Here is a 21,831-nt window from a genome sequence, read left to right as displayed (position 1 = left end):
AACCTCATGCCCGGCAAGACCCTGATGAAGTTCGACCGTCAGCTCCCCTTCTACAACTGGCTCTACCCGATGAAGGGTCAGGAGCTGGACACGGTCACGCACCACGAATTCCACTCCGGGATGAGGACAGAGGGGGTGCGGTCTCGCGCGCTCTACTTCCACATACCGTTCTGCGACACGATATGTACCTTCTGCACCCTCAACCGGGGCCTGGGAAGTACCGGCGACGAGCAGATCGAGACGTACGTTCAGGCCCTGCTCAAGGAGATCGCGCTCAAGGGCCGTTACGCCGAGGCCACTTCGATACCGATCCGGGCGATCTTCTTCGGTGGCGGCACTCCGACCACGCTGACCGCCGGCCAGATCACCCGTATCGGCCAGGCCGTGCGCGACCACTTCGACCTCTCCCAGCTCCAGGAGTTCACCTTCGAGGCCGAGGTCAAGAGCGTGACCGAGGAGAAGTGCGCGGCGATGCGGGACATCGGCGTGGACAAGGTCCGGTTCGGCCTGCAGAGCTTCGACCCGCTGTACCGCGAGCTGTTCAACATCACCGCGACGATCGAGCAGGAGTACGCCGCGGTCGAGCTCTTCAAACGGCACTTCGAGCACACAAGCTTCGACATGATCTACGGAATGCACGGACAGACGTTCGAGCAGTTCTCCCGTGACATCGAATACGCCACGAGTATGGGCACCCCGACGATGGAGCTGTATCCCATCAGCAACGTCGTCACCCAGGCACCGCTCCACCACTCGTATGCGGCGCGCGGCCTCAAGCCGCTGAGCTTCATCGACAAGATGGCCATGACCATCTACCTGAATCAGTACATGCGAGCCTCAGGGTTCCAGCAGCACAACGGGCATGGCTATTTCCGTCTGCCGGAGGGGCAAAGGCCGACGACGCCCTTCATCTCGCGCGACTACCTCAACCTGTACAACACCCACACCTGGTCCTATCACGACGACGAGCTGATCGGTCTGGGCAACAGCGCCATCTCGCAGGTCGCCAACTACACCGTGATGAATGACGAGAACCGCGTCACGTACGTCAAGAACCTGCTGGAGAACGACGACGTGAAGATCAACATCACCGTCGGCGACGGCATGCCCTACGAGCGGGGAGTCATCCTGCATCTGCCCTACTTCGGCTGGCTCGACAAGAGCCGCATCGCCTGGGAGCACATCCCCGACGAACTCACCGGCAAGCTGGCCCTGTTGGTCTCCGAGGGAATGCTGGAGGAGGACGAGGCGGAGTTCCGGATCACCGAGTTGGGCTGGGTCTGGTACGCCAACATGATGTACTACCTCTCGCCGGCCTCGGACCAGACGGTGCTCGACGAGTTCACCGCTCTCAAGCGCAGGACCAAGGGCCTCACCGACGGCGACGACCGCATGCTTCCCCTGCTCCCGATGGCGTCGGCCCGGTGAGCAAGCCTTCGGACAAGAAGCCTCCGCCACTGTGGCGGCTCGACGGTCTGCAGGCGCTGCTCGCGGCCGGCTCGCTCCTCAACGCCATCGCGTTCTTCGCGGCCATGCCCTTCGCATCGTTCTATCTGGCCTCCCGCACCTCGCTGTCCGAGGTGGCCATCGGGGCCGTCGTCGGATCGATCGCGCTCATCGCCTCGGTCGGCGGCGTGGTGGGCGGCATGCTCGTCGACCGCTTCGGCACCGTGCCCATGATGGTCCTGGGGCTCTCCGCGTACGTGGGCATCTACACGGGACTCACTGTGGTGGACGGGGCGCCCGCGATCGTCTCCCTGCTCCTTGGGTTGGGCGTGGCCCGCCTCTTCGTCGAGCCCGGCGGCAAGAAACTGATGTCGCTCGCGGCCGACGAGGACGGCCGTATCTTCCGCGTGCGCTACATGGTCCTGTGCTTCGGCGGCATCGTCGGTCCGGCGATCGGTGGAGTCCTCTACAGCATCAGCGCCGTCGCGTTCTTCGCCGTTCCAGCCCTGTTCTACACGGGCTACCTGCTGCTGATCCTGGCCCGCCGCAAGCGGCTCGCGGCGCTGGAGGGCGGCGCCGAGGACGGAGGCCCGCGCTTCCCGCTCCGTGCCGCTCTGCGCGACCGGCTGCTGCTCGCCGCGACGGCCGCCGGGCTGGTCATCTTCTTCGTGTTCTCCCAGTTCGAGTCGATGATTCCGCTGTACATGGCGGGCGAGTGGGGCGAGGACGCCGTGCGTTACTTCGCAGGCCTCTTCATAGCTAACGCCGTCCTGGCGCTGCTGCTCCAGGTGCCCATCGTGTGGCTGTCCCGCAAGGTGCAGCCAAACCTCATGGTCGTCATCGGCTGCGTCGGATTCGCCCTGTCGTTCCTGTGCTTCTACGCAGCCGCTACCGAAGGCCTGTTCCTGCTCTACCTGGGCATCGTCTTCTGGACCGTCGGTGAGGGCGTGCTGCTGCCGCTGCCCGACATCGCCGTCCACGAGATCGCGCGCGACGACCGCAAGGGCACCTACTTCGGCGTCGCCGAAATCCGCTACCTCGGGTTCTTCGCCGGCCCCTTCGTCGGCGGACTCCTGCTGGGCAGCGACGCCATCTACTTCGTGGTGATGGCCCTGTCGATATTCGTGAGCGCGCCGCTGCTGATGTCCAGGCGCAAGACCGCGGCGAGCAACAGACGAAAGGAGGTGAGCGTCGGTGCGGACGCATGACGACGGCCTGATCCTGGTGGCGCACCGGATTCCAGCCCAGGTCACGCCGGTGAGTGAGTGGCTGGCCGAGGTGGCGGACCGGGTCGTGCTCATCACCAGCGAGGAGGCCGGGCCGGGATACGCCGGCCAGTTCGGCGAGGTGATACCGGTCGCCGACTACTCCGGTTCCGATACCGTGATCGCCCATGTCGACCGGCTGTGCGCCGAGTGCACAGTGGCCGCCGTCGTCCACGGGACCGAGGACGACATCCTGCGGCTCGCCCGGGCACGCGACCGGCACGGGATTGCCGGACTCTCCGGTGCGGACGCGCTGGTCTTCCGGGACAAGCACGCCATGAAGGCCGCCGTGGCCGCGGCCGTGCCGACGCCCCGGTTCCTCGCCCCCGCCGGGCGCGCCGACGCCGAGGAGTTCGCAGAGTGGGGCGGCTGGCCGGTGGTCGTCAAGCCGCGGCTGGGCTACGGATCGCGTGGCGTCGCCGTGGTCCACGACGTCGGTGAGCTGACGGCCCAGCTGTCTGGCCGTGATCCGGACGATGTTCTGATCGAGGCCTACCTGCCCGGTGCCGTCCACCATGTCGACGGCTTCATGCGGGAGGGCAAGGTGCTCTTCGCCCTTCCCTCACGCTATGTCAACTCATGTCTGTCCTTCGCGGACGGAGAGAGCCTGGGCAGCGCTCAGCTCGACGAGCACGACCCGCTCGGGGAGCGCCTCGTCGACTTCGCCGCGAGAGCCGTCGCCGCTCTGCCCTCGACCGGGTTCACTCCCTTCCACCTCGAGGTGTTCCTCCATGAAGACACGGAGGAGCTGTACTTCTGCGAGATCGGGGCGCGCCTGGGCGGCGGGCACGTGTACGAGACGCTCACCCTCAGCACAGGATTCAACCCCGTTGAGCTCTGGTTCCGGGACCAGGCCGGAGTGAGCTGCGGCGACGTCCCCGTCTCCCGTGGTCCCGAGTGCTACGGCTGGCTCCTCGTGCCCCCGCGCCGGGGCACTTTGGAGGAGATCACGGACATCCGCCTGCCCGATTCGGTGGTCCAGTGCCACCGGCCCGACGAGCTCCCCGTCGCCCACGCCGCGGCCACGGCGTCGACGGACGCGGTCGTGTCGTTCGTCGTACGCGGCACCGACAACGCGGCGGTGGAAGCCGCTTTGCACGAGTGTGCGCAATGGGCCTCGGACGCTCTGAGGTGGTCGGTATGAGTGTGTTCGCCTTCTCCGGAACCCATGTGCTGTGCGACATCGTGGGCATCGCCGCCGAGCGGATCAACGACAACGAGCTGATTCTCGAGGCCATCAAGAAGGGCATTGAGGCCAGTGGGGCGGAACTGTGCGGGATGCAGACCAAGGAGTTCGAACCCGTCGGCGTCACGGCGGTGTACGTCCTGGCCGAGTCGCACGTGTCGGTGCACACCTATCCCGAGCAGGGGTCGCTGTTCCTGGACGCCTTCACCTGCGGCACGCGCTGCGATCCGCGGCGCATCGTGGACGTGGTCCTCGAAGCGCTCGGGCCGTGCGAGCATCGCACCAGCGTGATGAGTCGCGGGGAACCGGTCCGCGTCCTGGCTTCCGCAGGGTACGCCGCATGATCGGCGAGGAGGTCCGGACGGCACACGAGGAACTCGTCCGGCGTGGCACGGGTCTGGGGGCGGCTTGTGAGGCCGCCGCGGACGCCACCGGCCGTCAGCGGGTCGGCTCGGACGCACATGCGGCCCTGGACGCCTGGGAGAATCGATTCCTCTCCTTATTCCCCTACACGGAAGTGGTCACCCACTTCCAGGCGGTGGGGCGCACTCAGGCGGATCCGGCCCTGGTCCGGCGTCTTTCCTCGGTTCCCGCCGATCGGCATGACGCTTTCCTGGCGGCTTGGCTACCGATGACCTGCGACCAGGAGACCGGAGGATACGTCACCTACGCGGGCCTGCGTCCGCACCTTCTGGCGGCAGAAGCCGATCACGACGAGGATGCCGATACGGCCCCGCCGCATGGCGGCGGGCGGGACCGGCTCCGTTCCCGCTTGGACGAACTCACCGTGGCGGTCCTGGGCGACCTCCTTCGCACGGAGGCAGCGGCAGCCGGCTTGGGGACACCGGCGCCCGCGGTCCGCACTCGTCTCCGGGCGACGGCGCGACTGCTGGTCCTGTCCGGCGAACTTGCCCCCGGCCACCCGCTCGACCCGTCCGTCACCGCTGACGTGGCCGCGGCTCTGGCGCGGACGCAGGACCCTCTGGAGCCGCTGGCCGAGGCATCGGAACGCGCCGCGAAGACGGTCCTGGAGCTGGTGCGCCCCACGCTGGCGCAGACCGTCGCCCGCTCCTTGCTTCCTGTCACGCGCCTGCACGACGAGATCATGTTCATCCGTTCCATCCAGGTGTTCGAGGCGCTGTACGAGCAGATCGGACTTGCCGTCACCGAATCGCGCGACGCCCTCCTCGAGGGGCGGCTCGACGAGGCGGTCGATGCCCTGGCGGCGGTCACCGACCGGATGACCGTGCTCCCGGCCCTGTTCCGGCTGCTCGGCACCATGCCGGTCGAGGCGTTCGCGGTGATCCGCGGGTACACAAGCGGCCGCAGTGCCGTCCAGTCCCTCTCCTACCGGCGCATCGAAGCCGCGTGCGCGCCCCACCCGCCGTGCGGTGCCGCGGATGCTCTGTGGACCGGACCGACCCTTCAGGAGGTTTGGACCGACGTCCGCACCCGCCCCGGCGCGGATCAGCTCGCCGAGCAAATGAGGCGCCTGGACACGTCGTGGCGCGGGATGAAGCGCAGCCACTGGGGCATCACGCTGCGCATCATCGGCGAGGTTCCCGGGACCGGCGGCACCGCTGGGGCCTCCTACTTGAAGACCACCTCCGAGACACCGCTGTTCCCGGCGCTGACGGGGAAGGGGGAACGTTGACAACGGAAGACGCGACTGCGGCCCGGCACAACGAGCTGCTCCGCCGCAAGATCATGGGATACCTGGTGTCCCGGTCCATCTCCGCGGTCTGCGAACTCGGCGTCCCTGACCGCCTCGCGGATGCACCGTTGCCGGTGGCCGAACTCGCGCAGGCGGTGGGGGCGCATCCCGGAGCACTCGGCCGGTTCCTCCGGGTGCTCGCCGGAGAGGACCTGTTCGACGAAGTGGCGCCGGATGTCTTCGGTCTCACCCCCCTCGGCACCCTGCTATGCGCAAACACCCCGGGCTCGCTGCGCCAGTTGGTCGAGCTGATGGGCGGCGAGGCCTACCGGGTCTGGGAGGCCGCGGACCACTCGCTGCGCACGGGGGACGCCGCGTTCCCCCCTGTTTTCGGTCAGCCCTACTTCGAGTGGCTCACCGAACATCCCGACGCCGCCAAGCGCTTCGACGAAGGGCAGGCCGGACTCGTCGAGCTGCGGCTACTGCCGCTGCTGGGCCTCGACTGGTCCGGCGTCGACACCGTCGTGGACATCGGAGGGGGCACCGGCGCTCTGCTGAGCCGGCTGCTGACCGGCAACGCCCATCTGCGAGGGACGGTGTTCGACCTGCCGCATGTGGTGGCCGCCGCGGCCCCGGCGCTCGCCGACGCCGGAGTCGCCGACCGGGCTACCGTCGCCGAGGGCGACTTCTTCGAGCGAATCCCGCAGGGCGCCGACGTCTATGTCCTGTCGCAGATTCTCCACGACTGGGCGGACCGTGACGCCGTGCTCATCCTGCAAAGGTGCCGCGAGGCCATGGACGCCGACTCCCGCCTGCTGATCGTCGAGCATGTGCTCCCTGAGAACGCCGGGGCCGGCGCAGCGGGGCTGCTCGATCTACACATGCTGGTGCTGCTCGGCGGCCAGGAGCGGACTCGGCCCCAGTGGGAGAGCCTGCTGGCCCAGGGCGGATTCCGCCTCGCATCCGTCGCCGAAGGACCGCGGTCCTCGGTACTGGAAGCCCGGACATGACGGACATCGTTCTCACGGGCGGCCGGGTGCTGGGTCATGAGCACGCTGACACCATCGTCCTGCGTGGGGACCGCGTACTCGCGACCGGCTCTGCGCGGGACGTGCTCACCATGGTGGGCGAGGACGCCCAAGTGGTGTGCACCGAGGGCCGGTTGGTCATGCCCGGCTTCCAGGACGCCCATGTGCATCCGATGGCGGCCGGACTGCTTGAGTCCTGGTGCGACCTGAGCGACGCCGTCGGCCTCGACGACGCGCTGATACGGGTGGGTGCGTACGCCCGGCGTCACCCGGATCTCCCGTGGATCGTCGGGGGCGGCCTCACTTCGGCCTTCCTGCCCCATGGCACACCGGTGGCCGAACTGCTCGATGCGGTCGTACCGGACCGACCCGTCCATCTCCTGGGCTCGGACCTGCACGACGCGTGCGTGAACAGCGCGGCACTGGTCCGGGCCGGTGTCGGCGCGCACACGCCTGACCCGCCGTTCGGCGCCATCGGCAGGGACCTCGGTGGTCGGCCGACGGGGCTGCTGCACGAGATGGCGGCCGACCTGGTGGGGCGGCACGTCCCCCCGCCGGACCGGGTGGCGCAGGAGAACGCGCTGCTCACGGCCCAGCGTCAGCTGCACCGGCACGGCATCACCGCATGGCAGGACGCTCTGGTCGGCCCCTACCTCGGCCTGCCCGACCCGCTCCCCGCCTACCTGGAACTGGCCAGCCGGGGCGAGGTGACCGGCTCCGTGTCGCTGGCCTTGTGGTGGGACCCTGACCGCGGGCCCGAACAGATCGAGGACCTGTGTGAACGACGAGCACAGGCCCGCGCCGTGGGGCTCCCCGCCGACCATGTGAAGATCATGCAGGACGGCATCTGTGAGAACGGCTGGGCGGCACTGCTCTCGCCGTATCTCGACAGATCCGTCACCCCACCCGGCCGGTTGGATGCCACGGACCTGCGCGAGGCCGTGACCGCGCTGGTCCGGGCTGAGTTCTCCGTGCACTTCCACGCCGTGGGAGACAGGGCTGTGCGCGAGTGCCTCGACGCCGTCGAGGAGGCCGGCCCCTCCTCGGGACAGCGGCACCACATCGCCCACGTACAACTCGTCGACGACGCCGACCTGCCCAGGTTCGCCGAACTCGACGTGACGGCGAACGTGCAGCCGCTGTGGGCGGCGGAGATCCCGCACATGCGGAAGACCTACGAGCCGATGCTCGGCCCGCGCCGCGTGGACCGGCAGTACCCTTTCGCCGGTCTGACGCGGGCCGGCGCGCGGCTGGCGGCCGGCAGCGACTGGCCCGTCAGCAGCCCGAACCCGCTCTGGGGCGCCTACGTCGCGGCCACCCGGCTGCCGGCTCTGGCCAGCGCCCCCTGGATGGGACCGGACTACCGGCCGGTCCCGTTCAACCCGCAGGAGCGAATCGGCGTGCCGGAGATCCTCCGGGCATACACGGTCGGCTCGGGCCATCTGCACCGGCGTCCGGCCACCCTGGCGCCGGGCTCCCCTGCCGACGTCGCGGTCCTCGACGTCGATGTGCTGCGGGAAGGACCGGACGCCCTGTGCGAGGCACAGGTGGACCTCACGATCGCCGGCGGCCGACGCGTCCACGACCGGCTGGCGGGGCAGATGCAGATTCCCCGGGCGTGCGGGGCCGCTTAACGGCCGAACAGCACGAAGAAATCCATCACTTGACCGCGATGAGTTCCGTCCTGCCGTGCGCCGCTCGCTCCGAGCGCTGCTCCGTGGGTCGTACATCCTGGAGAGAGGAAAGCAGTCATGACGACGACCCAATTGAGTATCGTGCAGTCCCCCACGACCGGCGTCAGCACCCGGGTCGAGGGATGGGAATGCGGGCTGGTCACCCCCGAAATCGTCTGGAAGGGAGTGATCGGCGCCGTGCGCGCTGTCATAGCGGGCGACGACCAACGCGAGCTGATAAAGATCACCGTGGGCGGCGACGTACTCTCCGACCATGCCGTGATGCCGGCTCCGGACGGTAGCGAGTCGCCGGACGAGTGGCTGACCAGGATGCAGCAGAAGTTCGGCGCGGAAACCCCGATTCTGCTCTACGCACGTGAACTGCCCACGCACGAGAGGAGTTTGTTCGACCTGCTGGTTTCCGCCTTCGGCCGCCCCGTTTTCGAGGAGCACGGGCTGGTCCGCGGAAACATAGACATCGAGGTGTTTCTGGGCGAGTACCGAGCCACCCCTGGCGGCATTCACCGCGAGCAGTGCGGCAACAGCCACTTCGTGCTCCAGGGACGCAAGTACATGCATTTCTGGCACGGCGAGGATTGGATCCCCAAGACCGCCGGCTGGCGGGCGGCGGAAGGCGACAACGCCATCGACCCGGAGGAGTACCTCCCCTCCCTGCAGGTGCCCGAGGTGGTCGACTGCGGCACTTCGCTGATCGCTTCGGCCGGTGAGTTCTTCACCTGGGACCCGGGAACCTGGCATGTGGCCGAGACTGTCGGCCCGGCCTTTGCCGTCAACATCGCGCGCTACACCAGGTCCTTCATTCCCGGGGAGGGGACCTATCCCTTCGCCGCGGAGCCCGACGGCCGGGTAAGCATCGAATGGCTCGAGGGCTACCGGGACTTCCTCGGCGGCGGGGCCGACCTGGCCTTGGCGCTGGCCGCTGCCTCCGCCTACGGGCTCGCGGGGGCGGATCCGGAGTGCAAGGAGACCACCGATCCGCGCCGGGTGGCGGTCTCCAGCCACGCGCGCCGTCTGTGGCACGAGACGCGGGGCTCCGTGCAGGTGGCCGCCCACGGGAGGAGCGGTGTCTTTTCCGCCTCCGTACTGCCCTGGCTGGTCGGTCTCGCCGACCTGCCGTACGGAGCGGAGTGCGAAGTGCCCGTCGACCCGGACACTCGGGCTCTCGCCCGGTTCCTGGTGGAGAACAACTCCTTGCGAGCCGTCCAGGGCTTGGTGTAAGGCCGGGCGGCTCCGACCAGACCTTCACGCAGTTGTGGCCGTTCACCTCGAAGTCGTACGCCGGGGGCGCGTCCTGCCGGGAGGCGAAAAAGCAGAAGGAGAGGGTGCCGTTCGCGGCGACCGCCCTGTTGTAGGCGGGTGCGCGCCTGGGCTGCCGAGATCCTGGATGAACGGATCGCAAGTAGGGTAGGAGGACGCGGTGCCGGAACCCACCGGAGGGGTGCTTGTAAAGGATCTACAGCGAGTTTCGCTCGTCTCTCCGACCGGTTGACAGCTTCGCTGGCAGCCCACGGGCGGTCTCGCTGGCAGGCAGGTGGCCCACGTGCCGGTGGACAGCCGGTGGACAGACGCCTTTGGACGGTGCATCACGAAAGAGCACGGGTCAACCTGTCGCACGTGCTCTGATCAGGCAGAACGTCACTGGACAGCATGACGAGGCACCACGCAACACGATCGCTCATGGTCTCGTAATGCGTAGGTCTCGGGTTCGAATCCCGAAGGCGGCTCCAGTGGGACCCCAGGTCAGGCTTCTGGCCTGGGGTTTTATGTTTTTCGTGCTGCCCGCTCCGGGCTGGAGCGCGGGCGTCGACCTGTGCAGTCGTGATGCGTAGGTCAGAGGTTCGGTGTCGAGGCGATCCGTTGGACCGTGGGTATTGAAGTGCTCTGGCCTCCTGTTTTCGCGGATCGACTGACGCCTGGTCAGCTCTGGCCGCGAGGGGAGCGCATGGGTGCACCACTCGTGCCTGAGGCAGTGCGTTCGGTGGTTGGCCGAGCAGGATGGGCTGAGCAGGCTCGGGTTGTCGATGTCGGACAGTGAGTGGTGGGACTGAAGCTCTGAGCCGCTTCTCTGCCGGCGACCGGTCGAAACACTGGTCCTCGGTCTTCCGCTGGGCGTACCGACCTGCTGCCCACCGGGCTTGGTCGGCAGCGGCAGTGTGCGACGAATCCTCCGCCGCGGATCGATGACCCTCGTCAGGTAACGAGTCCGACGTGAACGGCCGACCGTGGCAGCAGAGCAGTCTCCGACTCTGGAATCCGCTGGCCGAACTCGTCGATCAGGAAGACTGGAACGCTCAGGCGATCCTGCGGTTGAAGGAACTTGAGCAACTGCGAAGCGCTGTGTCTGCACTGCGTCGATCACCGGTATGGAATGGAGTGAACCGACGTGCAGAGCTGGGCACTTCGCTGCGCACCACGAATCTGCTCATCGGCGAAGACCGTTTCCGCCACGTCGCCGAACTGCGGGATCAGTGGATGGCAACCCGAACGCGCTCCTCGGCAGAAGGCGGATACCTGATATTGACGGCGGGCTGGAGCCCCGGATGCCAGCGCAGGTATTTCGGGCATGAGGTGCGGTGCGGTTCAAACTTTGACCACGCGGACGCCGTGCCCGCACAGCATGTGGAGGTCTTCGGGGTCCGAGGTCAACACGGTAGCCGGGGCGGGTGAGGCGAGTGCGGTGGCGGCGACGATCGCGTCGAGGGCGTATTTGTGGCCGTGCAGTCCTGCTGCGGCGAGGAGATTGCTCGCGTGGCGGGCGATGGCTTCGGTGGGCGGGACGATGTTGACGCGGGAGACGGCGTAGTCAAAGCGGGCCTGGTTGGTTCTGGGGTCGCGTGCTTCGACGAGGGTGACGGAGCTGGTGATGACGCGGATGTCCTCGGCCTCGGCGGCGGCGAGCCATTCGGTGAGTTCGGGGGTGCGTCGTACGAGTTTGGACAGGCCTTCGCAGTCGAGGACGAGGGTGCCGCTCACGCCGCGTCCACCGAGCCTGCCGTGCCGCCGCGCAGGATCGCTCGCTTGGCCTCGACCGCGGCCTGGTCGACCGGGCCGTGCTCGCCTTCGGCGTCATCGATGAGTTCGCGTAGCCGGTCGCGTTCGAGTTGGCGCTGGATGAGGGCTTCGACATACGCGGACATGCCGCGCTTGCCGGTGCGTGCCTTGAGGGCGGCGATGGTGCCTTCGTGGAGCGAGACGGAGACCGGGCGGACGGGGCCTTCGCCGGGAGCGGGCTCGGGGGTGGTGACCATGTAGCCACATTAACAAAACTCTTGTTATTGGATGGGGTGATTCTGCACGGTGCGGCTTGCCCGGAGGCAGGTGGCGGATTGACTCGCGGGTACAGATCTTCTGTGATCACCAAGCGTGACGATGCGTCCCGTGGGCTGACCCGTGAGGAGTTGCTCGCGCTGCCCGCGGCCGTGGACCTGGAGACGGCGAACCGCGTGCTGTCCCTCAGTCGCACCACCGGGTACGACCTCGCCAAGCGTGGCCGGTATCCGTGCACGGTTCTGCGGCTGGGCAACGCCTCCGGGTCGTCACCGCCGACCTGCTCAAACTGCTCCACATTGACGTACCGGAGCCCGCAGGCGTCGATGAGCCGACGGCTGTCACGCCCGAGGCGGAGGCAGGCCTCATTTCGTTGAGCTGCTGTTGCTGCTGCGTGTGCCGCTGTGCTCGTCGGCGTGAGGCGTGTGGGCGCGAAGACCGCGGATGATGGCGATCGGTCTCGTGTGTGGGATCTCGACAAGCCGTGCGACCATGGGGTCGCCACCGAGCTTGTAGGCCGGTTCATCGCCCTGCCCAAGGGGCGGGGAGCGCAAGGGGAGTGCGGACGCCTGTGGACGGTGCAACACAGCGTACGAGCAGCGGGACTGTGATCAGTGCTCTGATCTGCGAAAACAGGATCTGATGTGATCGCGTGGCACAGCTCGTCACGATCTCTCACGACCTCGTGATGCGTAGGTCTCGGGTTCGAATCCCGAAGGCGGCTCCGGCAAAGGCCAGGTCACATAGCCCGTGACCTGGCCTTTTGTGTTGCTCCCGGGCATGGCGCGTCACACGGCCGGGATGCCGCGACCCTCGATGGGTGGCGCTGACGTCCGGCATCGGCAGCACCAGCGGCTGGCCCGACACCTCCGGACCGTCCTACGTCCGGTGGCGTGAAGCAGGAGCCGACAAGGTGCCTTTCAGCGGTCAAGGTCCAATCGCAGGTCCATCAGGGACACGATCCTCTCGCCCGAGTATGTGGAGTGCTTGTCGTCTCGGTCGATGAGGATGCCATGCAGTCCTGCCGCATGGGCGCCGCCCATGTCCGAGTAGACCGAGTCGCCGACGTAGTGGGTGGCTGCGGGGTCGGTCCCAATGGCTCGCGCGGCGAGGTGGAAGATGCGGGGGTCCGGCTTGCTGAACCCGGTGCGGTAGGACGTCAGAATCGTGGCAAACGATGTCCCGAGCCTGGTGTGGTCGAGGATATCGAAGAGCAGGTCGTCGAAATTGGAGACGATTCCCATGCGAATATCTGCCGCCCGAAGACGTTGAACCAGGGGTGCGACATCGGGGAAGACCTGGTAGTTCGCTGGTTCCAGGATCGTCGCCGCGGCCTCTTCGGAGATCTCGCCGAGGGCCGCGTCGGGGGCAGGCAAATCCACTTCGTCGATGATCCTTCGGACGAAGACCGTCCACGCGCGCGTGCGGCCGGCGGAATCGGATTCGTCATCAGGCCATCCGAGAGTGCCGCCCACGTGGTCGAGGGCACGTTCCACGCGGGCTGGGGCGCACGGGTGGCCGTGGCGCGCCGCAGTCGATGCGATGACGTCGTGGATGGGGGGCACCAGGTCGAAGAGGGTCCCTGCAGCGTCGAACAGCACACCGTCAGGCTTCAACGGATCTTCCCTTCTGAGGTGGCACGGGCAAGTTGCTGCTCTTCCAGAGCCGTTCGCAACCGTCCCGCCCGTGAGAGCACGTGGTGCAGTGATTCGTCGGTGGCGCGAAAGTAGGAGGTGAGGCGAGTGAGGCTGCACCCTCGGATGGTCTTCGCCAGGTAGGTGGAGTCTCCGTAGTGGATATGCATATCCCCTACCCGCGTGGCATACGCGACGAGTTCGTAGTAGGCGATGTTGAAGTAGGCAGCTCCGTGTCCGCTGAAAGCCCCGAGCCGAGTCAGAATTCTGTGAGTCTTGTGATCCTCGTAGAACGCAATGAAGCCCAAGGGGCCAGCCGGTGCGGAGAGGGAGTGTTCCCCGGCGTCAGCACGCAGAACCTTCAGTCCCGGAATCCTGGCGGCTCGCGCGAAGCGGTCCTGAACCGCGTCTCTGTCGGCCTGCTGGCCGTACTGGCGGTAACGGGCCAGTTGGAGTGTCGCGAGGTCGTCGGTGAGGCCCTCGGGACCGGAGACACGGACGGTGGCGTGGGTGCCCTCGAAGAGTCTGCGCTCCTTGCGCATGACTTTGCGGCGGTGGGAGCGGAAGCCGGAGAAGTACGCGTCCAGGTCCGTGTACGGCGATGTGTCCAGGACCGCGTCCGCCCCCACTGTCACCGCGCTGTAGCCGCGGGCCCGGAGCGTTTTGTGCAACGCGCGGTCCGCAGCAGTGTCGTCCCGGAGATGTCCGAACTCGACCACGGGCAAACCAAGGTCCTGGGCATGCGCCTCCACTGCGCCGATCAGGGCACCCAAGTTGTCGATGTTGACTTCCGAAGGAAGGGATACACCAGGAAAGACGCATCCGGGCGTGATCACGGCGAGCGTGTCCGTGGCTTCGGCCGGCAGGTGGGAGCGTACGGATGCGAGCTCCGCCTCGGCGGCTTCCCGCTGCGGTTGAGGAGCCTGGAGTATCAGCTCCGTCACGGGCGACCCGCACACGATGTCCCACGTTGCGTAGGTGCGGTGGACGGCGGTGTGGGGTACGGGGTAGCAGCTGGCGAGTGCTCCGGCCGCGCAGATGTACGTCTGACCGTGGCTGATGCGGCCTTCCTCCGCTTCCAGCCACGGCAGCGACCGATGCAGGCCGCTGTTGCCGCCCCGCGCATCGCCGCTATGCGCCATGGCTTCGCGAACGGTCGTCCAGATCGTGGCCCGCATCAGTGCGTCAGTGCTCCCCCAGGGCCGCGGAACCCACGCAGCCTCCGGTCAGAGGCGAGTGCGGTCACCGACACGACGGTCCAGACAGCAGCTGCCCACAGCAGGGGTGCGGGCCCTGTCAGCGCTGCGATCAGCGGCGCCATCATGTAGCCGATGGGAAGGAAGGCGAAGGATCCGATGGAGGACAGGGCGCCGACCTTGGACAGGTGCTCCCGGGGAACGGACCGCTGAACGGCCGTGGTGACCAGGACCCCATAGGCCCCGACCGAGGCACCGGCGAGTACCTGCGCCGCCGACAGCGGCATGAGCCCGGCACCGGCAGCGAGGCACAGTGGGGGAAGCCCCATGGCGAGCAGGCTCAGTGCGGCCGCGAGGATGGGCCGGGGCAGGGTCATCCTGCCGCTGATGAGGCTGCCGGCGAGTTCACCGGCCGCGAAGAGCAGCATGAGCAGTGCCCACGCATTTGCCGACATGCGCTGTGACACGAGAGCGGGTCCCAAGACCATGAACGGTGCGGACACCAGAAGGAGGATGCTGCTGTCGACGATGGTCATGCGGAGCAGCCAGGGAAGTCCCTGCATTGCCCGCCAGCCGTCCTTGAGGGCGGAGATCCCCCCACGGTCAGCGCCGTCCGTGACGGCCGTGCCGCGAGGAAGACCCCACAGAAGGCCGGCCGCCAGGAGGAAGGAGACTCCGTCGAATGCGAGGGCCCAGGCCGCATCGCCCAGGGCGAAGCAGGCGGCGGTGATCGCGGGGCCGAGCAACGCGGCAGCACCGGTCCACCCGCCCATCAATGCGTTCGCGGCGCCCAGGTGCTGGGGCGTGACGCAGTGCGGGAGGTAGCCGAAGGTGGCGGGGTAGCCGGCTGCGACGGACACCCCGTAGACGGCCTGGCAGACCAAAGCCCACCAGAGGTTTGCCCCGCTGACCAGTAGGGCCACGGTGATGAGCTGAGCCGATCCGCAGGCGATCGACGAGGCGACCATGAGGGGCCGCTTGGCCATACGGTCGGCGGCGATGCCGCCGAAGACCAGGAAGATGACCTTGGGGAGGATGGCAGCGGCCAACATACCCCCCAACCAGCCTGGAGAATAGCCGAGTTCGGTCATCGTGAGAGCCAGTGCCGTGGGTACTACTGCATCGCCGATCAGGGAGATGGCACGTGAGGCGAAGAACCGGCGGAAGGGCCCTGGGGCGAAGAGCGCACGGAAGCCGGCATGCTCGGCGACGGTCATGGCGCGTCCGGACGGACGATGGACGCGGGCAGGGGGTCCGGGAGATCGCACGAGCGTGAGCGCAGCCCCCGGCGTGCCTGTTCCCCGACGCCGTCGTCATCGACCAGCGCGACGGTCCATAGGGGCTCAAGGCGTGCTCCGCGCCGTAGTTTTGTGTCCGAGGCCGCGATCCCGAGGTGCACAGCCGAGGCGCCGAGACTGTGGGCGAGCTTCAGCGGTTCGTAGAACATGAGGCTGAAGTACGAACTCCGGGTCTCCTCCAGGGATTCGTCAACGCCGAAGAGGCGCACCCACAGCACGTCACCGTAGCGGAAGACGACATGACAGCCCACGGCCCGCCCGTTCAGATGGGCAAGGATCACGTAGGCCCCCGGCACGTCCGCGCACAGGGTGAGATAGGGAAGAAACTCGGAAGGCGGGCGATCGTAAGACGGGTCGTACTTCTTCTCGTGCTGGACCAGAAGACGTGCGATGTCCTGGAAAGGTGCGTGCTCGTCCAGCGGACTCACCTGGAATGTCAGGCCGTTGAGGGCGACCCGCCGCAGGTCCGCCTTGATCTGGCGTCTGCGGCTCTGGGTAACCGAATCGAGGTAGCTGTCGAACCCGCCGTCGGGAACGTCGAGCCACCCCTCCCATGCCACTAGGCCCGCCGGGTGCCCCGCCGCGGTGAACCTTGCAGCGTCAGCAGCAGACAAGTACGGCAAAAGAATGACACGCCCTGGCGCGGCCTCCTGGAGCCCTCCGACGAGGGCGCCGGTCGAGAAGGGATGCACGCCTGAGAGCAACTCGTTGCGGTAGCCCGTACGAGGACCGACGACGACGCATGCTTCGGCCGGGACGCAGTCAGCGAGAAGGAAGTCCGGGTGGTAGCGCCGCGCATGCACACCGACGCCCTCGGTCACGGGGCAGAGCGCCACATCGCGCCCCTGGCGAAGCAGCACGTACGTGTACCCGTGCCCGTGCCGGTCGAGGAGTCTCAGCCAGGCGGCGCTGGAGTACAGCGTCCGGGCAGGAGCCAGGTCTTCCGTTGTGACGCGGTCGAAGGCGGGGAACGACTGAATCGACTGGAACGGCGGACTCAGCGGATGATCTGCGCGCACAGTTGCTCCAGTCGATCACGGGACGACTTCAGCAGTTCTTCATCGTCTATCTCCTCGGCCGCGACCACGGTCAGCAGCGCTGCGATGTCCAGTTCATAGAAGTCCAAGAGCCTTTCGTGGCGCCCGACATCGGCGTCACTGAGTCCGTATCCGGTCCGGAAAGCCTCAGTGAACAGCCCGCAGAAGCGGATCCGCGCCAGTTCGAGCCAGGGGTCACCCGTGATGGCGTTCGCGACATCGATCACTGCCGTGATCCGCCCGTCTCGTACGCAAAGGTTGGGCGGCCTCAGATCGAGGTGCAGCAGAGCATCCGTCTGCCTCGCGCCGCTCGGCACCTCGGCCGCGCACCGGGACAGCAGCGCCTCTACCGACAGCTGAGGGCAGTATTTCTCTGCGGCACGCAGGCGGTCTGTGATTCGCCCGAGAACGTAGGGAGGCCACGACTCTTGTGGGCGCCCGACCGTCATACCTGGGCGGATGGAGTGGATCGCTCGCGTGATCCGGCCGAGCTCGTGCTGCTGGTCCTCGTTCAGTTCGTTTGTCGGCTGGTGGTCGATGTGTTCGCACAGCATCCAGGAAATGCCCTGCGAGTTTCTGCGCCGCCGCCAGGCAAGGACGGACGGAGCGGGTACTCCTGCCTCGCACAGCAGGCCGAGGACGTTCACTTCCTTGGCGAGGATGTCGGCGAAATCGACTGTGCCCTCATAGTCGGTCGGCAGAATCTCGTGGCGGGGGGAGCGCACGACTCCGACGATCCTGCCGTCATGGTGGCGGGCAAGGTCGGCGAAGTAGTCCACTCCTTCCCGCCATGGAGAGATGCGGATGTTGCTGTCGCCGAGGGCGCGGTGGATTTCCCGTTCGAGAGGGGTGGTCCGCGCAGTTTCCATCTCCATCGTCACCGCACTGTCACCTGTTCGCTGGGATAGGCCACGCGATCGCGCCAGTAATCCTCGGTGATGGCGTAGATGTCCTGAACCGCTGCCAGCCCAGCCGCGACATCGTCGTCAGCGAGCCAACTCTTGGTGACTGTGTTCTGATCCCGGTCCCCGAACGTCTCTACGGGAAGGTCGAGATCCCCTCGTTCGTTTCCGAAGTGTGCAGCAAGCCAATTGACGTTGACAGCGGGCATGATGTCCACGAATTCCTGGACCCACTCAACTGTGCCCTTGTAGTCGTCGCCGGGGATACCCATGATGAAGTTCGGGATCACGTAGAGGCCCAGGTCTCGAACTATCTCGCTCGCCGCGTATAGGTGTTTGGTGCGAAACGGTTTGCGAAGGTACTTGAGGAGACTGTCGTTGGCTGTTTCGACGCCGAACTCGACGTAACGCACCCCCATGTCGCGGCAGTCGGCGAGGAAACCGGGCCTGGCAGCCAGGGAAGGCGGTGTCTGGATGATGAATCCCTCGAAGTTCTCATGGACGGTGATGAAGATGTCCCGCACCGTGCCCAGATCCCGCCAGTTGTTCGCCACCGGGTCCCCGAAGGACTTGTCGTCGACGAAGGCCAGCCGGAAGTCCAGCGGTGCGAAGGCGGCTATCTCAGCTTCGTATCCCTCGGGGGCGGCCGGCACGACCTGGGTGGGAACGGTGCAGAACTTGCAGCGGAACGAGCATCCGCTGCTCATGCTGAACCTCGGGATGCACTTGAGCCCGTTGAAGAGCCGGTAGTCGAGCGTGGTCTGTGGCCGGGCCCGAGGCAGTGCAACGGGCAGGTGCGTGACGTCACGAAGGAAGCTCACGTTGGGAAATTCGGCGAACACATCCGGGTCGACGTAGCCGCCGACAATCATCGTCGCTCCGGTGGGGGCTAGGTGGAGCAGCTGCTCCACGTTGGCATCCAGGGCCGAGAAGAAGAACAGATCACCTTCGGCCGCCTCAGCGATCCTCTGGTGAGCCACATCGAGATCGTCGACGATCATCAGTTCTTTGCGGAAGTGTTCGTCGGGGAGCATAGAAGCAACGATGGGTATCCAGTATGGGATCTCCATGAAGTGAGGCGGCATGTAGTAGCCGCGCATGCGGGCATACGAGCGTCGGTAATAGTCCCGCATGGTGCTGTCCTCGGTCAGTAAGAGATCACTGAACTGGACCAGGACCGCTCTGGACGGTCCACCGCCGCTGGAAGCGCGAATTCGCCTTGAGCCAATGGCTGTTGGAAAGTGGACGGACAAGGTTCCCCCTTCGTCGGTCGCGCGCGGGATCGCGGGCACGCAACGCTAGCCGTGGGGCACACTCTGAGCAACGGTGTGGCCGACACCCAGGGCATGTACGTCTTGTACTGGTCCTGAATCCACCACGTGATCCTCGACGGGAGCAGCTACGCCTTCAACAGGCGGGATTGACAGGGAACTTCGGGAGGGCATCTCCTCGTGCCCCAGGCGCGATCCTCGCGGCGGCGCATGACTCAGCCCGGCTCGCGAATGACAGGGGTGCAACTGGCGGGCGGTGACGGTCTGTCGAGCCTGGTCCGCGACGAGGTCCGCATTACCGGTGCGGCGGACACTGCGGGGAACGGTGGCAGATCGTGTGGAGGTCGTGGCGGGCGATGCCGTAACGGCGAGGATCAGCCACAAGAAGAACGACTCGGAGTGCGTGATGACCCTGACGAGACAAGATCCGCAACTGGATCCGGGAAATCTCGGTCCCCGGCCCGCCGCAGTCAACCCGGGCTGAGGTGGTCACGGAGCTGCACGATCCCGGCTCGTTCGCGACGCTGGTGCACCACCTCCAAGGCATCCGCGTCGGCGGCGAACCCCTCAGCGCGCTTGGGAAGAAGAATTGCAGGATCGAGAGTGCTGAGGAGGACGGGCTCTATGCCGAGGCGACCCTGACCGGCCCCCACGTGGTCGCCGTCGGGCTCAGCAAGGCCAAGCGCACCCACTGTCACGATCTTGCAGGCCCTCGAATCCCGAAGGCGGCTCCACTGAAACCCCAGGTCGGATGGGATCCGGCCTGGGGTTTTCGCATGGATCAGCGGGTGCTTTCCCGTTCCACCGGGAGCCACAGCTCGGCGTCGGCCTTCGTGCCGTCGTCGGTCAGGGCGGTGCGGAGGATCTCGGGGCCGGGGCGGGTGCGGTAGGGGTTGGACGGGAACCACTCGGTGAACACGTCGCGCCAGAGTTCCTGGACGGCCTCGGGGGCCGGGCCCGACGTGGTGAAGACCGCCCAGGTGCCCGGCGGGACCGGGAGCGTGGTGGTGCCCTCGGGCGCCGGGGCCGGGGCGGGGGCCGAGGTGATCACGGCGTGGTAGTAGTCGAGTTCCGTGCCCTCCGCACGGCTGGGGTCCAGGTCGTCGCAGACCGCGACGACGCCCCGCGGCTCCTGGTCGGACAGTTTCCCCAGGTGTTCCACGGCCGGCTTGTCGAGGCCGCGGACGAAGTCGATGATCGCCTGGTTCGGGCCGGAGTGGATGAGCGGGATCCGGGTCTTGAAGCCCGTGACGGTGAAGGCCGGGCGGTCGATGACGCGGTAGTGCATGCTGCGGCTCCCTTCGACGGTGAGGCGGAAGGTCAACCGGGGCTGGGAGACAAGCGCGGCGCCGGTGCGCCGGGCCTCGCCCGGGCCCACGCCGTGCATCGCGCGGAACGCCCGCGCGAACGCCTCGCCCGAGCCGTAGCCGTAGCGGACCGCGATCTCCAGCAGCGTCGCGTCCCCCGACAGCACCTCCGCGCCCGCGACCGTCAGCCGGCGGCGGCGGATGTACTCCGACAGGGGCATGCCTGCCAGGGCGGAGAACATGCGGCGCAGGTGGTACTCCGAGGTGTACGCCGCACGCGCCAGGTCCGCCGCGTCGACGGTTCCGTCGAGGTTCCGTTCGATCCGGTCCATCGCCTGGTTGAGCCGGTCCAGCACGTCCGGTGTCCTTCCTTTTCGTGCCCTCACGCTAGGCAGCGCGGGTCCCGCAGCACCCGACATCCCGTGCCCGCTGCGGTCGGGTGGCCGCCCGCGCTGATCGGCGAGGGCGAACCGCCGTCGGGCGGGCGTACGCCGGTCGTCGCCGCCGTGAACGGCTAGCATCGCCCGTCGACCCGTCAGTTGCCGACCGGATGAGGTGAGGACATGGGGGCGCCCAGGATCGCCGTCGCCGTGGTGACGATGGGCAACCGGCCCGAAGAGGTCGACGCCCTGCTGGAGTCCGTGGCCAAGCAGGACGTGCCGCCCGAGCGGATCGTCGTCGTCGGCAACGGATGCCCGCTGCCCGACTTCGCCGGGCGGCTGTCGTTGCCCGGCGAGGTCACCGCCGTCGAGCTCGACGAGAACGTCGGCTGCCCCGGCGGGCGCAACGCGGCCCTGGCGCGGCTGCGCGAGTTCGGCGACATCGACGTCGTGGTGGACCTGGACGACGACGGTCTGCTCGTCGACCCCGATGTGCTGCGCCGGGTGCGCGACCTGTACGCCGCCGACCAGCGGCTCGGCATCGTCGGCTTCCGTATCGTCGACGAGCTCGGTGAGACGCAGCAGCGGCACGTGCCCCGGATCGGCAACGCGGAGCCCGGCAGGGGCGGTTACGTCACCGGTTTCCTCGGTGGCGGGCACGCGCTGCGCATGGCGATGCTCGACGAGATCGGCGACTGGCCCGCCGAGTTCTTCTTCGCGCACGAGGAGACCGACCTCGCGTGGCGCGCCGTGGATGCCGGGTGGCGGATCCTGTACGCGCCGGAGCTGCTGCTGCGGCATCCGAAGACCTCGCCCGCCCGGCACGCCATCTACTACCGGGTGAACGCCCGCAACCGGGTCTGGCTGGCCCGTCGCCGGCTTCCGCTCCCGCTCGTCCCGGTCCATCTGGGCGTGTGGGTGCTGCTCACCCTGGCCCGGAACAGGTCGGGCGCCGGGTTGCGCGCGTGGTGCGGCGGTTTCGTGGAAGGCGTACGGGAGCCGGCGGGGGAGCGGCGGCCCATGCGGTGGCGGACGGTGTGGCGGCTCACCCGGCTGGGGCGGCCGCCCGTCATCTGACGTGCCGGAGAGAGGGAGAGGCCCCGGCCGTTCACCTCCGCCGACCGGGACCCGGACCCGGCCGCGGCGGCGACACTCCCCCGAGTTCGCGCGTCCAGACGCGCGTACCGCCGGGCCAGATCCGATGCAGTGATCACATCAGGCTTTGCCAACCGATCGCTAACATGTGGCCAACGGTTCGCCGTTGCG

The 21,831-nt window shown here is 67.4% G+C and carries 18 protein-coding genes and 1 pseudogene; 10 read left to right on the top strand and 9 right to left on the bottom strand.

Features of this window, described 5'->3' with window-relative positions:
- Positions 1 to 6 precede the first annotated feature (6 nt).
- From QNO09_RS00735 to QNO09_RS00700, 8 genes are all read left to right on the top strand, one after another.
- Positions 7 to 1,428: a coproporphyrinogen-III oxidase family protein gene (locus QNO09_RS00735; RefSeq protein WP_283968024.1), complete on the top strand. Its 1,422-nt coding sequence runs from the start codon at positions 7 to 9 to the stop codon at positions 1,426 to 1,428.
- Positions 1,425 to 2,654 carry an MFS transporter gene (locus QNO09_RS00730; protein WP_283968023.1) on the top strand — a complete coding sequence of 410 codons (1,230 nt, stop codon included), beginning with the start codon at positions 1,425 to 1,427 and terminating at the stop codon, positions 2,652 to 2,654. The genes QNO09_RS00735 and QNO09_RS00730 overlap by 4 nt, the downstream gene beginning before the upstream one ends.
- Positions 2,641 to 3,855 (top strand): ATP-grasp domain-containing protein, encoded by a 1,215-nt coding sequence (locus QNO09_RS00725; protein ID WP_283968022.1) that lies wholly within the window; start codon positions 2,641 to 2,643, stop codon positions 3,853 to 3,855. Before QNO09_RS00730 ends, QNO09_RS00725 begins: the two co-directional genes overlap by 14 nt.
- The gene (gene speD / locus QNO09_RS00720; RefSeq protein WP_283968021.1) at positions 3,852 to 4,241 is read left to right on the top strand and encodes an adenosylmethionine decarboxylase; all 390 of its coding nucleotides are present in this window, start codon (positions 3,852 to 3,854) and stop codon (positions 4,239 to 4,241) included. Before QNO09_RS00725 ends, speD begins: the two co-directional genes overlap by 4 nt.
- Entirely contained in the window at positions 4,238 to 5,551 is a 1,314-nt protein-coding gene (locus QNO09_RS00715) for a tryptophan 2,3-dioxygenase (RefSeq protein WP_283968020.1), read from the top strand. The genes speD and QNO09_RS00715 overlap by 4 nt, the downstream gene beginning before the upstream one ends.
- Positions 5,548 to 6,561: a methyltransferase gene (locus QNO09_RS00710; RefSeq protein ID WP_283968019.1), complete on the top strand. Its 1,014-nt coding sequence runs from the start codon at positions 5,548 to 5,550 to the stop codon at positions 6,559 to 6,561. Before QNO09_RS00715 ends, QNO09_RS00710 begins: the two co-directional genes overlap by 4 nt.
- Positions 6,558 to 8,213, top strand: a complete 1,656-nt coding sequence (locus QNO09_RS00705; RefSeq protein ID WP_283968018.1) for an amidohydrolase — start codon at positions 6,558 to 6,560, stop codon at positions 8,211 to 8,213. Before QNO09_RS00710 ends, QNO09_RS00705 begins: the two co-directional genes overlap by 4 nt.
- A 117-nt stretch (positions 8,214 to 8,330) precedes the next feature.
- Positions 8,331 to 9,491: a hypothetical protein gene (locus QNO09_RS00700; protein ID WP_283968017.1), complete on the top strand. Its 1,161-nt coding sequence runs from the start codon at positions 8,331 to 8,333 to the stop codon at positions 9,489 to 9,491.
- Positions 9,492 to 10,853: 1,362 nt separating this feature from the next.
- On the opposite strand, the gene QNO09_RS00695 is transcribed toward QNO09_RS00700, so the two are convergent.
- Both QNO09_RS00695 and QNO09_RS00690 read right to left on the bottom strand, forming a co-directional pair.
- The gene (locus QNO09_RS00695; protein WP_283968016.1) at positions 10,854 to 11,246 is read right to left on the bottom strand and encodes a type II toxin-antitoxin system VapC family toxin; all 393 of its coding nucleotides are present in this window, start codon (positions 11,244 to 11,246) and stop codon (positions 10,854 to 10,856) included.
- Entirely contained in the window at positions 11,243 to 11,521 is a 279-nt protein-coding gene (locus QNO09_RS00690; protein WP_283968015.1) for a hypothetical protein, read from the bottom strand. The genes QNO09_RS00695 and QNO09_RS00690 overlap by 4 nt, the downstream gene beginning before the upstream one ends.
- A 102-nt stretch (positions 11,522 to 11,623) precedes the next feature.
- On the opposite strand from QNO09_RS00690, the pseudogene QNO09_RS00685 reads away from it, so the two are divergent.
- A pseudogene (locus QNO09_RS00685) lies at positions 11,624 to 11,835 on the top strand (hypothetical protein); the annotation flags it as partial.
- Between the two features lie 625 nt (positions 11,836 to 12,460).
- Here the strand turns inward: QNO09_RS00685 and QNO09_RS00680 are convergent.
- The 7 genes from QNO09_RS00680 to QNO09_RS00650 all read right to left on the bottom strand — a co-directional run bounded on the left by QNO09_RS00680 (position 12,461) and on the right by QNO09_RS00650 (position 20,541).
- Complete coding sequence (locus QNO09_RS00680; protein WP_283968014.1) at positions 12,461 to 13,141, bottom strand: HAD family hydrolase; 681 nt, start codon at positions 13,139 to 13,141, stop codon at positions 12,461 to 12,463.
- 11 nt (positions 13,142 to 13,152) lie between these two features.
- Positions 13,153 to 14,352 (bottom strand): GNAT family N-acetyltransferase, encoded by a 1,200-nt coding sequence (locus tag QNO09_RS00675; RefSeq protein WP_283968013.1) that lies wholly within the window; start codon positions 14,350 to 14,352, stop codon positions 13,153 to 13,155.
- Positions 14,352 to 15,587: an MFS transporter gene (locus QNO09_RS00670; RefSeq protein WP_283968012.1), complete on the bottom strand. Its 1,236-nt coding sequence runs from the start codon at positions 15,585 to 15,587 to the stop codon at positions 14,352 to 14,354. Before QNO09_RS00670 ends, QNO09_RS00675 begins: the two co-directional genes overlap by 1 nt.
- The gene (locus QNO09_RS00665) at positions 15,584 to 16,687 is read right to left on the bottom strand and encodes a GNAT family N-acetyltransferase (protein WP_283968011.1); all 1,104 of its coding nucleotides are present in this window, start codon (positions 16,685 to 16,687) and stop codon (positions 15,584 to 15,586) included. Before QNO09_RS00665 ends, QNO09_RS00670 begins: the two co-directional genes overlap by 4 nt.
- Positions 16,666 to 17,580, bottom strand: a complete 915-nt coding sequence (locus tag QNO09_RS00660; RefSeq protein WP_283968394.1) for a phosphotransferase family protein — start codon at positions 17,578 to 17,580, stop codon at positions 16,666 to 16,668. The genes QNO09_RS00665 and QNO09_RS00660 overlap by 22 nt, the downstream gene beginning before the upstream one ends.
- Before the next feature lie 2 nt (positions 17,581 to 17,582).
- Entirely contained in the window at positions 17,583 to 18,740 is a 1,158-nt protein-coding gene (locus QNO09_RS00655) for a radical SAM protein (RefSeq protein WP_283968010.1), read from the bottom strand.
- A gap of 919 nt (positions 18,741 to 19,659) precedes the next feature.
- Positions 19,660 to 20,541, bottom strand: a complete 882-nt coding sequence (locus QNO09_RS00650) for an AraC family transcriptional regulator (RefSeq protein WP_283968009.1) — start codon at positions 20,539 to 20,541, stop codon at positions 19,660 to 19,662.
- Positions 20,542 to 20,748: 207 nt separating this feature from the next.
- Here QNO09_RS00650 and QNO09_RS00645 point away from each other — a divergent pair, with 207 nt between their 5' ends.
- On the top strand, positions 20,749 to 21,642 hold the full coding sequence (locus tag QNO09_RS00645) for a glycosyltransferase family 2 protein (protein WP_283968008.1): 894 nt from the start codon (positions 20,749 to 20,751) through the stop codon (positions 21,640 to 21,642).
- Positions 21,643 to 21,831 lie beyond the last annotated feature (189 nt).

The organism is Streptomyces sp. 378 (genome assembly GCF_030124145.1).
Lineage (GTDB): Bacteria > Actinomycetota > Actinomycetes > Streptomycetales > Streptomycetaceae > Streptomyces.
This window is presented reverse-complemented; position numbering and strand designations above follow the sequence as displayed.